Genomic DNA, 13,832 nt, shown 5'->3' with positions numbered 1-13,832 from the left:
AATCTCTCAAAAACTGATGATCCTTCGGGAAGGGAATTTCTATAAATAACTTCTAAAGGTATTAGGAAATTTGATTTTTCTTTTTTAAATACAGAATAGTCATAAATGTTATCCTTAAGATCTGGCTTTATTACTCTTACCATTTTGAATTCCATAACATTTGTGGGTTTTTTTAATTCATAAAGGGTTTTAATTTTATCATCTTCTACAAGCCCTACGTAGTGGGTTTTAATTCCTAAGTTTTCTAATTTTTCAAAGAAATAAGCCGTAGCTATACATATGGCTTTTCCTTTATCATCTATATGATCAGGCATTTCTCCATAATCAAATACAGAATATCTATCAGAAAATACAAATCTTCCTCTTCCAAGAGATTTTTCTGTAGGACTTTCTATTATTATTAGGTCTTTTACACTACCCATTACTTCTCACCTCTTCGTCAGCCTTTTCTATCTCTTTTCTTTTTTCTTCATGATATTTTTTGATTTTTTCTTTTAAATTTTCATATTTCATAGCCAATATCTTTACAGCAGCAAGTGCAGCTTCTTCTGGTTCTAAAATGGTTAAAGGAGCGACTCCTGATGGCATCCTTAATGTAGAAAATATATCTGCTCCTCCAAATCTCTCGCTATAGGGAGGACAAGCAATAACTGGTTTTGTTGTGTTAGCATCAGTAAAACCTGAAAGGGCATTACTTCTTCCTGCTATTGTGATATATACAACGTCTTTTTCCTCATATTCTTTTATAATTTCTAATACTTTTAGAGGAATTTTGTGGGCAGAAGCTACTCTCATCACATATGGAACTTCAAATTTTTCCAAGGTATGGGCTATTTTTTTAGCATGATCCAAATCTCCCTTTGAGCCCATTAGGATCACAACTAACATTGAGGATACCTCCTTTTATAGTTTAACTAATTATAAAAAATTCTCTTTGGGCTATTCAATTAAGGAAAGTTTAAATATTAACATGTTAGCTAAAAAGTATATGGTATTAAATAGTAACTTCACATTAGACGTAAAAAGCTATAACTGGAGAGAAAAATATTGACATGTATTTAAACCTTGAGCCTTTTATTTTAACAAAAGTAAAAATTTTTTGTGAGTTTGACTATCAATACCCTCTGAGATAAAATATCTAAATGTCTCTTAGTAAGACATTAGAAGAAAAGAGGTGTTTTTGAATCTTTTTATGTTTGAAAAAGAGTTAATCTCTAAGAAGAGGGGGTTCAATCCTGCTGCATTTTTTATTATAAGTTTTGCTATTGTCATACTTACTGGAGCTATCCTGTTATCTCTTCCTATATCTTCTGCTAAAGGAGAATTTACCAACTTTCTTACAGCCCTTTTTACTGCGACATCGGCAACTTGTGTGACAGGACTTGTGGTGGTGGATACAGGAACCTATTGGTCTCATTTTGGTCATTTAGTAATTCTTCTTCTTATACAGATTGGAGGATTAAGTTATGCAGTAATTTCTACGGGCATGATGCTTCTTTTAAATAGAAGAATCCAGCTTAGGGAAAGGTTAATTTTACAGTATTCTTTGAATACCACATCTTTAAGAGGTATTGTTTCTTTTTTAAAAAACGTCTTGATAACGGTTTTTATTTTTGAGAGTATTGGTGCTCTTTCTCTATTTTTTGTTTTTATAAAAAGATATCCTCTATTAAGAAGTATAAAATTTGCAATTTTTCATTCTGTTTCTGCTTTTTGTAATGCTGGTTTTGACTTGATAGGAGGCTTTAGGAGTTTTACCGATTATGTTTCTGATCCGCTTCTTGTTTTTACTATAACTACCCTTATTATAGTGGGTGGGATTGGTTTTATTGTGATCCATGACATAATTCAACGTTTTATGGGGAAGAGAATACATCTTTCTTTACATAGTAAGATGGCTTTATTTACTACATTGTTTTTGATTTTAATTGGTACTATTGTGATCTTTATCCTTGAGTATAACAATCCAAATACATTAAAAACATTGAATTTTTGGGGCAAATTTTTAGGAGCCTATTTTCAGTCTGTGACTCCCAGAACTGCTGGATTTAATACCCTTGATATTGGTAAGATGAATCCTTCTACATTACTTTTTATCATAGTTTTAATGTTTATTGGTGCATCTCCAGGAGGGACTGGAGGTGGAATTAAAACAGTAACTTTTCTCGTTTTATGGTTAAGCGTTTCTACAATTATTCTTGAAAGAAAAAATGTACATTTTAAGGATAGGACTATCCCCTGGGAAAATGTGAAGAGGGCATATATTGTATTTCTTCTTTCTTTAACTCTTGTAATAATTAGTTGGTTTTTATTGCTTATTACTGAGCCTTTTCCACCTTTGAATATACTATTTGAGGTAGTTTCTGCTTTTGGCACTGTAGGACTTTCTACAGGAATTACTCCTTATCTTTCTCCTTTTGCAAGGTTGGTAATTATTTTGACCATGTTTCTTGGTAGAGTTGGTACTGTTACAGCAGGAATGGCGATTTTAATACCTGTTTCTAAGAGATCTCAAGTGGAATATCCTTCTGAGGAGGTGAGTATAGGCTAATTTATGAAATCTCTATCTTATAGGCTAAAAAGGGCAGGACTTGATAAGACAAAATTAAATAGTTTTGCGGTAATAGGGCTTGGAAGGTTTGGAGTAGCGGTGGCAACTACTCTTGAAAGGATGGGTTTTTCTGTTATTGCCATTGATAAGGATGAGACTAAAGTGGAGGAGATTAAAGATTATGTCTCTTATGCAAAGGTTTTAGATTCTACAAATATAAATGCATTAAGAGAGGCAGGGGTACAAAATGTGGATGTGGCTATAGTTTCCATTGCTCATGATGTGGAAGCAAGTGTGCTTACTGCATTACTTGTAAAAGAGCTGGGAGTGAAATTTGTTATTTCAAGAGCTATAAGTGAACCTCATGAAAAAATTCTTGAGAGGATTGGAGTAGATCTTGTAGTATATCCTGAGAGGGATATGGGAGTAAGACTCGCTCAAAGGTTGGTAGTCCCTAATGTAATAGATTATATGGAGTTTTCTGCAAATATTAAGATTTTTGAGATTGAGCCACCTGAGCCCATAATTGGTAAGACTATACAAGAACTTGATCTTCGTAAGAATTACAATCTTTCTATAATTGCTATTCAGAGAGGTTCAGAGGTAATCGGAAATATTAATCCTTTTGAGAGAATTCAAAGAGGAGACATCCTTTATATTATTGGAACTTTTGAGGATATTAGTAAATTTTTAAGTAGGACATAAATTTGTTGGGCCCTCCGTTTTTGGAGGGCCCTTTATCTTCATCTTCTAAAGATGTCAAAGACTCTTCTAAAGGTATCCATGATGGATGTGGATTTTTTATATAGAAGTTCCTCTGGAACCTCTAAATTGTATTTTTTAAAGGTTTCAATTGATTCTAATCTCAGCTCTTCCTTTTCGCTTTCGGGTAAATCTTCACAAAAAACATCGTATACAAAGACAAAGGCTGTGGGAGCTGGTATATAGACTTCTGATATTACTCCATTTTCTATTTTTACTATTTCAGGGAAATTACTAGTCTGGGTGCTTATTCTATTTAATTTATTGTATACATTTTCTTCTCCATACTTCTTTTTAGCAAAATCAATCATATCATTGAAAACTCTTATATAAAATTCCTCTTCTTTTTCCTTAGTATGAATATAATCAAGTCCTACCTCTAAGTCATTTAATCCACTTAAGAATTCTATTATCAGGCTACCCTTAATTATATCTCCATGCTGTGGAAGGATTAATTCAGGAAGGGGATTAAGACGTCCTATCTTGTCTACAGCAAGTTTTAAGGCTTCCTTTGTAGGCATATACACTTCGTGAAATAGTTTTATTCCAAGCCAAGATTTTTCGGTTGCATATATACCTTCAGTGTCTTTTGTGGAGGCACCTCCTAAAAGGTCTCCAGAAAACAATGCCTTTAATTTAGGATAATATACTGCAGTGGCGCCTCTAAAATGACAGAAAGGGGTAGGTATGAATTCTAAACACATATCTCCTTCTTTATTAAGTTTTAACTTTCTGTTGGGGATAAATTCTACAGGTTGAAACTTTTTAGGATCAATGTTGTATCCACTTACTAATCTCCATGTGTCTTGAGATGTAATATATATGGCCCTCGGTGCTAAATCAAGGAGGGCAGGCACCGATGAAGTTAAGTCAGGGTCTTGGTGGTTTGTATAAATTATGTTAATATTTTCAACACCTACAAGTCCATTAAGGGTTTTAATAAAATCTTTAAAATACTTTAGCGGTAAGGGGTCAAATAAGATATTAATGCTTACTTTATCATCCATAGAGCAAGTTAATAAATAGCTATTAAAATTAAAGAAAGGTTCTGGATCTTTAAAAAGGTATAACCCCTTTTCAATTTCGTAGGTTTTAATTTCTGACATAATATTCTTCCTCCTTTTACCTATGATTTTGAAATTATTTCATTTTATATTAATTTTGAAGCTAATTACAAGTAGTATAATATTCAAAAACGGTTATGGGAGGTGTATTATGGCTTTTTTTGATCTACCTTTATTGGAACTTTGGAAGTATTTTCCTGAAAGAGAGGAGCCTGAAGATTTTGATTTCTTTTGGAAGGAAACTTTAGAAGAGTCAAGAAAATATCCTTTGGATCCTATTTTTGAGAAGGTAGATTTTGGACTTGAGCTTGTGGATACCTATGATGTGACCTTTTCGGGTTATAAAGGACAGAGAATTAAGGGATGGCTTATAGTGCCTAAAAATAGGTCAGGAAAACTTCCCGGAATTGTAGAATATATTGGGTATGGTGGAGGAAGAAGTTTTGCTTATGATTTTCTTTTGTGGGCAAATATGGGGTTTATTCACCTTATAATGGATACAAGAGGACAAGGAAGCTCTTGGAGTCCTGGGGACACTCCTGATTATGATGATGAACCTTTTGATCCTCAGTATTCTGGATTTATGACCAGAGGAATTCTTCATCCTAAGAAATATTATTATAGAAGAGTTTTTACCGATGCAGTAAGAGCTGTAGAAACTATTATGGCATTTCCTGATGTGGATAAGGAGAGAATTGGTATAACAGGTGGAAGTCAAGGTGGGGGTATTACTATAGCAGTTGCAGGTCTTGTTCCTTATATAGGAATAGACGTAAAGATTGTAATGCCTGATGTCCCGTTTTTATGCCATTATAGAAGGGCTGTAGAGATAACCGATGGATATCCCTATCAGGAAATAGTGCAATATTTAAAATCCCATAGAGATCATGTAGATAGAGTTTTTAAGACTCTATCCTATTTTGATGGAGTAAATTTTGCAGTAAGGGCAAAAGCAAAGGCACTATTTTCTGTAGCCCTCATGGATAATATATGTCCACCTTCAACAGTTTTTGCTGCATATAATTACTATCAAGGAGAGAAAGAAATAAAGATTTATCCTTTTAATGGACATGAAGGCGGAGGCACTTTCCATACTTACGAAAAAATGAAGTTTGCAAAGAAGTATTTGAAGGGTTAATCAGAATTTTCTAAGATCTTTCTTATGGTATGTAGGTTATAGAGGTCTGCCATAGGACTGTCTTTGGGGGTTTCAAGGATAAGAGGAATTTTTCTTATTTCAGGAATACTTAATAGATTTTTAAATCCTCCTATCCCGATAGCCCCCTTACCTATGTGGGCGTGTTGGTCTCTGTGAGATCCAAGGGGAAAATGAGAGTCATTTATATGAATTAATACTAACTTTTCCACAGGGATTCTTTCGAAAAAAGAATAAAAAGTTTCTTTACATACCCTTGGATTTTTTAAATTATATCCTGCAGCAAAAAGATGACAGGTATCAATACAAAAGTATATCGATGGAAATTCCTCATGTATGGAGTAGAAGTCCTCTAAGGTTGAACCCCATCCATCTCCTTCCCCTGCACTATTTTCTACTATAAGTTTTGCCTTTATGTCTTCTTCAAGAATTTTTTCAAGGGCTTTAAAAAAATTTCTCTTTGCCACTTCCTTTCCCATCTTTTTGCTACTTCCAGGATGAATTATCAATCCTTCCCATTCTAGTTCTTCTGCAAGTTTCAATTCCTCTATTACTTTTTTAATAGACAAGTTGAATACTTTTTCGTCAGGAGATGCTATATTTACCACATAAGGAGCATGAATGAAAACAGAGTTGAAGGGAAAAACTGGGAGTTTCTCATTGGTAGGTCTATAGCTTCTGGGACTTCCTGAAAAAAGCTGTGCAGTATTTATTCGAAGAAGCTTTATATCTTCGAGTATAGATCTTCCACCTCTAAAAAGATGAACTCCAAGTTTATAGCTATTCTTATTCATTTTAAAAAGAGAAGCTCCCCCATAAAGGGGGAGCCTTTTGTATTCCATGGCTTTTATTTGTTTGTGGCTTCCTCCATACTAAGAAGTCTTTTCCATTCAGCTTCTATATCTTTTTTGATTTCTTCTAATATATGGGCATTTTCTGGCTTAAGAAGGTGAGCAAATCTTCCTTGAACTTTTAGGAACTCCTCTACTGGTTTAAATCCCTTTGGAGGTTTATAGTTTATCTTATACTTTCCATCTTCCACTTCGTAGAGGGGCCATACACCGGTCTCTACTGCAAGCCTTGCAATGCTTATAGCTGAGTTATCGGGTGTTCTCCAGCCCCTTGGACAGGTAGAGTATATATTTAGAAAGGCAGGTCCATCAGTATTTACTGCTTTTCTAACCTTTTCCATGAGATCTCTCCAGTGGCTTGGTGATGCTTGAGCTACATATCTTGCTCCATTTGCTACCATCATTTCTGTTAAATTCTTTCTCCTTTGAGGCTTTCCAGGAACTACCTTTCCTGCTGGAGAGGTAGTAGTAAAGGCACCTCTTGGAGTTGCGCTTGATCTTTGAATTCCCGTATTCATATATGCCTCATTGTTATAGCAAATAAAGACTGCCCTATGTCCTCTTTCTACTGCTCCTGAGAGGGCCTGAAGTCCAATATCGTAGGTACCACCATCCCCAGAAAAGCTTATAAATCTTATCTCTCTATCAATTTCTCCCTTTTTCTTTAAAGCTCTATATGCGGCTTCCACTCCTGCTATGGTTGCTGCTGCATTTTCAAAGGCAGAATGGATCCATGGCACATTCCAAGAGTTAAAAGGAAATATGGTGGTGGCAACTTCAAGGCATCCTGTAGCATTGGCCACTACTACTGGTTCATCTATGGCGTTTAGAACCATTCTTACAACAATACTTGCTCCACATCCTGCACACAATCTATGTCCACTAACTAATCTTTCCTCTTTTAACGCTAATTCTCTTAAGTTAATTGCCATTTTTAGCACCTCCTATTCTCTTACTCCAATATAGGTGAGAGGATTTGGTTTTCCTTTCTTACCTATATCCATGAGCTCTTCAAAGACTTTCTCTATGTGTTGAGTAGTGATATCTCTGCCTCCAAGACCATATACATATGCTTGAGCAATTGGTCTTTTATCATAATGGTAGAAGGCAGAAGTTATCTCATGGTAAAGAGGACCACCAAAGGATCCAGGAACCATACTTCTGTCAAGAATTCCTATTACTTTTGCATCTTTAAGAGCATTTATAATATCCTCGGTGGGGAATGGTCTGAATACTCTGATCTTCAAAAGTCCCACAGGAAGTCCCTTTTCTCTTAGAGCATCTACTACTTCTCTTGCGGTTCCTACAGTAGAGCTCATAGCCACGATTATATATTCTGCACCCTCGGTTTTATACTTCTCTATTACATCATAGTATCTTCCTGTAATATCCCCATATTCTTTTCCTACATGCTTTATAATGGGAAGAGAGTTTTCAAGGGCATAGGCTTGGGCTACTTTGAACTCAAAGTAAGAGTCCGTTAGAGCGAGGGGACCTACCGCTATAGGATTATCCACATCAAGCAAGGTATATTGGGGCTTATATTTTCCTATAAAGTTTCTTACTACTTCATCGTCAAGAACTTCTATCATCTCTTCGGAGTGGCTGGTAATAAAACCATCATACCCTACCATTACAGGGAGTCTTACGTCGGGATGTTCTGCAATCTTAACTGCTTGAAAGATATTGTCATATATTTCTTGCACGTTCTCAGAGAAAATTTGTATCCAACCAGAATCTCTTGCTCCCATAGCATCACTATGATCTCCATGGATATTTATTGGGGCAGAGAGGGCTCTGTTTGCCACAGTCATTACAATGGGAAGTCTTAAAGCAGATGCAATGTAAAGCATCTCCCACATGAGAGCAAGTCCTTGGGATGCAGTAGAAGTCATTACCCTTGCACCTGCAGCAGCGGCACCAATACATGCACTCATGGCACTGTGCTCACTTTCTACAGGCACAAATTCGGTATCTACTTCTCCGTTTGCCACATATTCAGAGAATTTTTGTACCACCTCGGTGGAAGGGGTTATAGGATAGGCAGCAACCACATCAGGATTTACCTGCTTAAAAGCTAAGGCTGCTGCCTCATTACCCTCAATAGCGATTCTTTTGACTTGAGTCTTCATTTTTTCTTCCCTCCTTTATTTTTCTTCTTCTTTCATGGTTATTGCTTTGACAGGACATTCTGCTGCGCAAACACCACAACCTTTGCAGTAATCATAGTCAATATAAACCTTTTGACCATCAAATTTTACTGCAGAATCAGGACAGAAGAGCCAGCAAAACATACAAGTAGTACATTTGTTATAGTCAATTTCAGGCCTAAAGGTTCTCCAGTCCCCCGTCTTATACTCTTTAGAAGTCTGTGCAGGTAAAATAGGACCTATATTTACTAATTCTTTCCATCCTGGTAATTTCATTCTCCCTTTACCTCCTCGTAAGCTCTTTTTATAGCTTGAAGGTTACCCTCCACAACTTCGGGTCTAAACCTTCCTTCAAATTTCTTTCTAAACTGGTTAAGTACCTCATCTAAACTTATTATTGGGACTACACGAATCAAGGCTCCCAGCATGGGAGTATTTGGGATAGGTCTTCCAATGGTTTCAAGAGCTATTCCGGTGGCATCCACAGTATAGATTTTTCTGTCCGAGATTCCAAGCTGTTCTCTTATCTCTTTTGGAGATTGGGTAGTGTTTACTATGAGTATTCCATCCGATGGAAGTCCTTCTAAAATATTCACTTTACCGATGAGAGTTTTGTCAAGTACTACTACAACATCGGGATTATATATTTGGCTGTGGATCCTTATAGGTTTGTCGCTGATCCTGGTATATGCTTTCATAGGTGCTCCTGTTCTTTCTGGGCCATATTCCGGAAAGGCTTGAATATACTTTCCAGCCTCCATGGCTGTTTCAGCAAGGAGATAAGAAGCAGTCTTTGCTCCTTGCCCTGCCCTTGCATGCCAGCGAATTTCCAGCATATCTTTCATACTATAACCTCCTTCTTTATATTTATTATAATATTAACTCCTTTCTTCCTTCTAAGGCATGAATAAGGGTCATTTCATCGGCAAAATCAAGTTCTGTACCTGCAGGAAGTCCATGGGCAAGACGGGTAACTTTTACTGGATATTCCATAAGAAGTCTTGCAATATACATAGCAGTTGCCTCTCCTTCTGGAGTAGAGTCGGTGGCAAGAATAACTTCTTTTATATTTCCTTTTTTAACCCTTTCCATAAGCTCTTTTATTCTAAGATCCTCTGGAAATACTCCATCTAAAGGAGAAATTAATCCTCCGAGGACATGATAAACTCCATGAAACTTAGAGGTTTTTTCTATTGCCCAAAGATCTTTTGGCTCTGCAACTACACAAATTATGGATTTATCCCTTTCAGGGTTCGTACAGATTTCACAGGGATCTTTTTCAGTAAGGTTAAAGCAAATAGAACAATATTTAATCTCTTTTTTGACCTTTAAGATGGTGTTTGCAAGAACTTCCACACTTTCCTGTGGTTGTTTCAAGAGGTAAAAAGCAATTCTTTGGGCTAATTTGGGCCCAATTCCAGGAAGTTTTGTTAGCTCATCAATGAGCTTCTCAAAAATACTTTTTTCTGCCATCTGTTAAAAGAGTCCGGGTGGTAAGGGAAGCCCATCGGTGAGACTTCCCATCTTCTCAGCTGACTTTTCTTTTGCCTTTGTAAGGGCGTCTCTTAGTGCAGCTGCAATAAGATCTTCTAATATGTCTACCTCATCCTTGTTTACCACCTCAGGATCTATTTTTACCTCCTTTACCTCTTCTTTGGCTGTCATAACTATCTTCACAACTCCTCCTCCTGCGGTTCCTTCTACGAGGGTTTGTTCTAATTCTTCCTCTATTTTTGCCATTTTCTCCTGAAGCTTCTTAAGTTGTTTCATCGCCTCAAATGGATTTTTCACATTATCCCTCCTATTCTATTAGTTTACCCTTAAACATATTTTTGACATCGTCCGTGGACAATTTCTTCTCTTCTTTTTTGGGATCCTCTTTTTCAGGATTTTTCAAAATAGGATTTTCTTCAACGGTTATAAACTTTACCTGTATAGGAACACCATAGAGTTTTTTAAATTCTTCTTCGATTAATGCTCTATTGGGTTTTTCTTCAAGTCTTTCTTTTAGGAAGGAGAAATTTTTTGGAAGTCCAAGAACTAACTTTCCTTCCTGATCTATCTCTATGATTCTTGCCTCTCTTAACATGGCTTCTAAGGAAATTTTTCTCTTTTTAATCTTTGCTAGGAGTTGAGGCCATTTATCTAGAAGCTCATCTATATTTAGTGTTCCTGGGGTACTTTCTCCTCTCTTCTCTTTTTCTTCTTTTTCTTCAGTTTTTATAGGAGTAGTAGGCTGAGTTGGGGTTTGAATTATCTGAGCTTCTACTGTTTCCTCTTTCATAAATAAGGGCAGAAGAATCATCTCCATAACTAATGGGGCGTTAGTGAGATCTCTAAGCCTGTTTTCAAGGATAAGAACTTGATCAATAATGTCTTGAAGTCTTTGCATAGTGTAGAGTTTTGTTTCTTCCATAAGTTCTTCAAACTCTTCTTGGGTAATAGAAAGGAGATTTCCTATTCTTTCGTCAGCTTTTAATAAAAGTAAATTTCTAAAGTGTTGCAAAAGTTCTCTTGCAAATTGTTGTGGGTTTTTGCCCATCTGAAATACCTGTTGAAGGAGGCTATATCCTTCAAGGATATTATATTCTCCCAGAGCTTTTGCAAATTTATAGGTAAATTCATAGGTAGGAAGCCCAAGAAGATTTCTTGCGAAGTCTTCAGTGATTTCTTGATCAGAGTAAACTAATAGTTGCTCTAAAAGACTTATGGCATCTCTCATAGATCCCTGAGACTGTATGGCAATAAGCCTGAGAGCACCTTCAGAGATTTTTGCTCCTTCGCTTTCTGCAATTTTTGCAAGCTGTTTTATAATCTCATCCCTTGTAAGTCTTCTAAAATCAAATCTTTGACATCTTGATAGAATAGTTAAGGGTACCTTTTGAGGTTCTGTAGTTGCCATAATAAATATTACATGCTCTGGTGGTTCTTCAAGGATTTTTAAAAGGGCATTAAAGGCTTCGTTAGTTAACATATGGACTTCATCTATAATATAAACTTTGTATCTATCTCTTACAGGAAGAAGTCTTGCTTTTTCCCTAATATCTCTTATTTCATCTATACCACGATTAGATGCAGCATCTATCTCAATAACATCAATGCTTCTTCCTTCTGCAATTTCAACACAAGACTCACATTTTAGGCAGGGAGTAGGAGTGGGACCTTTAGCACAATTTAGAGCTTTTGCAAGAATTCTTGCAACGGTAGTTTTTCCTGTACCTCTTGGTCCTGCAAAAAGGTATGCATGACCAATATGGGCATATTTAAGACTATTTTGTAGGGTAATTACTATGTGCTCTTGTCCTACAACTTCTTCGAAGGTTTGTGGTCTCCATTTTCTATAAAGGGCTACAGGCATTTAGCTCACCTTCGATCCAGGATCCACCTCTTTTTCAGGAGTTAAAATGGCAAGTCTTCCTTTGCTATCTTTGGCAGCAAGGAGCATACCTTGAGATTCATAGCCTCTTATCTTTGCAGGTTGTAAGTTATAAACTACTACTATTTCTTTGCCTATAAGCTCCTCGGGTTTATAATATTCTGCTATTCCAGCCACAATTTGTCTCTTTTCCTCTCCAAGATCAATTTCAAGAAGTAATAACTTGTCGCTATTTTCCACTCTTCTCGCAGAAATTACCTTTGCTATTCTAAGGTCTATCTTTTTAAACTCATCAATACTTATTTTTTGCTCCTCTTTCTTTTCTTCCACTTCTTTTTCTTCCTTTCTTTCCACTCTTGGGAATAAAATCTTTCCTTTATTTAATTTTTGTCCCACAGGTATTTTAACATCTTTTATTAAGTCCCAAGCAAATTGCACATCTTTATATCCAAGTTGTCTTTGGATTTCTTCTGCAATGTTTGGCATAAAAGCATAAAGCATAATAGAAATTTTTCTTAAAGCCTCTAATAGGGTATAAATAACTGTATTTAATCTATCTTTGTTTCCAGAAGAGGCTAAGTTCCAAGGTGCTTGTTGATCTATGTATCTATTTGCCTCTTGTACGACTTCCCAGATATAGGTTAAGGCATTAGCAGGATTGAAATTTGCCATTGCTTCTTCTACCTTGTTTGCCATGTCATCTCCTTTTTGAAGGAGGAATTTGTCTTCCTCTTGGAATTCTTTTGGCTCTGGAACTTTTCCCTCAGTATATTTTTCTGCCACTGTAAGAACTCTATTTAATAAGTTTCCTAAATCATTGGCAAGATCCGAATGATATCTTCTATGAAAGGCTTCATCACTGTACTCTCCATCAAGTCCTAAAGGAACTTCTCTTAAAAGGAAGTACCTAAGGGCGTCTACTCCATAAAGATTTATCAATTCATGAGGATCTACTCTATTTCCTTTGGATTTAGATATCTTACCACCTTTTATAGTCCAGAATCCATGGGCAAGAACAGTCTTTGGCAAAGGAATATTTAATGCCATAAGGATGGCAGGCCATATGATGGCATGGAATCTAAGGATATCCTTTCCAATTAAGTGCACGTCTGCAGGCCAATATCTTTTAAATTTAGAGTCGTCATCTGTCAAGTATCCCAATGCACTTATGTAGTTTACTAAAGCATCAAACCATACATATACTGTGTGCTTCGGATCAAAGGGGACAGGAATCCCCCATTTTACAGTAGTTCTTGTAGCGCTTATATCCTTTAATCCACTCTTTATAAAGCTTATAACTTCATTTCTTCTGGTCTCAGGGTATACAAATTCAGGATGTTCCTCAATATATTTCAGGAGAGGCTCTGCAAAGGCAGAAAGTTTGAAATAATAAGTTTCTTCCTCAAGCCACTCCACAGGTCTTCCACAAGCAGGGCAATTCCCATCATGGAGCTCTTCTTTTTGCCAGAAGGTTTCACATGGGGTACAGTACCAGCCTGCATAGCTTCCCTTATATAGATATCCTTTATCATATAGTTTTTGGAATACTTTTTGTACTACCTCTTCATGTCTTTTTTCTGTGGTTCTTATAAAATCATCATTGGTTATGCCTATTTTTTCCCAAGTTTCTATGAACTTTTGTGCCATCAGATCTACGTATTCTTGAGGCGTATAGCCTCTTTCTTGAGCTGTTCTTGCTAATTTTTGTCCATGTTCATCAAGTCCCGTAAGGAAAAACACGTCATAATCCTTAAGTCTATAAAAACGGGCGAAGGTATCAGCAACAATAGTGGTATACACAGTACCTATATGAGGTTCAGAATTTGAATAATATATAGGAGTTGTTATGTAGAATTTGTTTCTCACCAAGTTATTCGCTCCTTTCATACACTAAAATTCCTTGATAATAATACTACTTAAAT

At 36.2% G+C, this 13,832-nt stretch carries 15 protein-coding genes; 3 read left to right on the top strand and 12 right to left on the bottom strand.

The window, feature by feature from the left end; genetic code table 11:
• Both ACP5QL_RS08710 and purE read right to left on the bottom strand, forming a co-directional pair.
• Positions 1-422: phosphoribosylaminoimidazolesuccinocarboxamide synthase (locus tag ACP5QL_RS08710; protein WP_428127071.1), on the bottom strand; the 422-nt coding region annotated here is incomplete at its 3' end.
• Positions 415-888 (bottom strand): 5-(carboxyamino)imidazole ribonucleotide mutase, encoded by a 474-nt coding sequence (purE, locus tag ACP5QL_RS08705; protein ID WP_272996560.1) that lies wholly within the window; start codon positions 886-888, stop codon positions 415-417. The genes purE and ACP5QL_RS08710, both read right to left, overlap by 8 nt.
• Positions 889-1,180: 292 nt before the next feature.
• Between purE and ACP5QL_RS08700 the strand changes: the two genes are divergently transcribed.
• Together ACP5QL_RS08700 and ACP5QL_RS08695 are read left to right on the top strand one after the other, a co-directional pair.
• Positions 1,181-2,551, top strand: a complete 1,371-nt coding sequence (locus ACP5QL_RS08700) for a TrkH family potassium uptake protein (protein ID WP_428127067.1) — start codon at positions 1,181-1,183, stop codon at positions 2,549-2,551.
• Positions 2,552-2,554: 3 nt separating this feature from the next.
• Positions 2,555-3,256 (top strand): potassium channel family protein, encoded by a 702-nt coding sequence (locus ACP5QL_RS08695; protein ID WP_428127062.1) that lies wholly within the window; start codon positions 2,555-2,557, stop codon positions 3,254-3,256.
• 38 nt (positions 3,257-3,294) lie between these two features.
• Here ACP5QL_RS08695 and ACP5QL_RS08690 read toward each other — a convergent pair whose 3' ends face one another.
• Positions 3,295-4,419, bottom strand: a complete 1,125-nt coding sequence (locus tag ACP5QL_RS08690; RefSeq protein ID WP_428127056.1) for a histidine kinase — start codon at positions 4,417-4,419, stop codon at positions 3,295-3,297.
• A gap of 109 nt (positions 4,420-4,528) precedes the next feature.
• Between ACP5QL_RS08690 and ACP5QL_RS08685 the strand changes: the two genes are divergently transcribed.
• A complete protein-coding gene (locus ACP5QL_RS08685) occupies positions 4,529-5,515 on the top strand; it encodes an acetylxylan esterase (RefSeq protein WP_012582676.1) in 987 nt (328 codons plus the stop codon).
• On the opposite strand, the gene ACP5QL_RS08680 is transcribed toward ACP5QL_RS08685, so the two are convergent.
• Genes ACP5QL_RS08680 through metG form a run of 9 tightly spaced genes read right to left on the bottom strand, consistent with a single transcriptional unit; the run spans position 5,512 to position 13,776 of the window.
• Positions 5,512-6,327 carry a deoxyribonuclease IV gene (locus tag ACP5QL_RS08680; RefSeq protein WP_164930951.1) on the bottom strand — a complete coding sequence of 272 codons (816 nt, stop codon included), beginning with the start codon at positions 6,325-6,327 and terminating at the stop codon, positions 5,512-5,514. The two genes, ACP5QL_RS08685 and ACP5QL_RS08680, sit on opposite strands and share 4 nt — an antisense overlap.
• 53 nt (positions 6,328-6,380) lie before the next feature.
• Positions 6,381-7,316: a thiamine pyrophosphate-dependent enzyme gene (locus ACP5QL_RS08675; protein ID WP_424662067.1), complete on the bottom strand. Its 936-nt coding sequence runs from the start codon at positions 7,314-7,316 to the stop codon at positions 6,381-6,383.
• 12 nt (positions 7,317-7,328) lie between these two features.
• Positions 7,329-8,516 (bottom strand): transketolase C-terminal domain-containing protein, encoded by a 1,188-nt coding sequence (locus ACP5QL_RS08670; protein ID WP_012582673.1) that lies wholly within the window; start codon positions 8,514-8,516, stop codon positions 7,329-7,331.
• A 15-nt stretch (positions 8,517-8,531) separates the two neighbouring features.
• On the bottom strand, positions 8,532-8,810 hold the full coding sequence (locus ACP5QL_RS08665; RefSeq protein ID WP_012582672.1) for a 4Fe-4S binding protein: 279 nt from the start codon (positions 8,808-8,810) through the stop codon (positions 8,532-8,534).
• Positions 8,807-9,379 (bottom strand): 2-oxoacid:acceptor oxidoreductase family protein, encoded by a 573-nt coding sequence (locus ACP5QL_RS08660; protein WP_012582671.1) that lies wholly within the window; start codon positions 9,377-9,379, stop codon positions 8,807-8,809. The genes ACP5QL_RS08665 and ACP5QL_RS08660 overlap by 4 nt, the downstream gene beginning before the upstream one ends.
• Before the next feature lie 25 nt (positions 9,380-9,404).
• Positions 9,405-10,007, bottom strand: a complete 603-nt coding sequence (gene recR / locus ACP5QL_RS08655) for a recombination mediator RecR (protein ID WP_012582670.1) — start codon at positions 10,005-10,007, stop codon at positions 9,405-9,407.
• A gap of 3 nt (positions 10,008-10,010) precedes the next feature.
• Positions 10,011-10,325, bottom strand: coding sequence for a YbaB/EbfC family nucleoid-associated protein (locus ACP5QL_RS08650; protein WP_012582669.1), 315 nt, complete (start codon positions 10,323-10,325; stop codon positions 10,011-10,013).
• A gap of 10 nt (positions 10,326-10,335) precedes the next feature.
• Complete coding sequence (gene dnaX / locus ACP5QL_RS08645; RefSeq protein ID WP_428127043.1) at positions 10,336-11,892, bottom strand: DNA polymerase III subunit gamma/tau; 1,557 nt, start codon at positions 11,890-11,892, stop codon at positions 10,336-10,338.
• Positions 11,893-13,776, bottom strand: a complete 1,884-nt coding sequence (gene metG / locus ACP5QL_RS08640) for a methionine--tRNA ligase (protein WP_164930950.1) — start codon at positions 13,774-13,776, stop codon at positions 11,893-11,895. It lies immediately after the preceding gene.
• Positions 13,777-13,832: the final 56 nt, after the last annotated feature.

The sequence above is a fragment of the Dictyoglomus sp. genome, from assembly GCF_049968615.1.
Classification (GTDB): domain Bacteria; phylum Dictyoglomota; class Dictyoglomia; order Dictyoglomales; family Dictyoglomaceae; genus Dictyoglomus; species Dictyoglomus turgidum.
The sequence above is the reverse complement of the archived record's forward strand: the minus strand, read 5'-3'. Positions and strand labels throughout refer to the sequence as shown.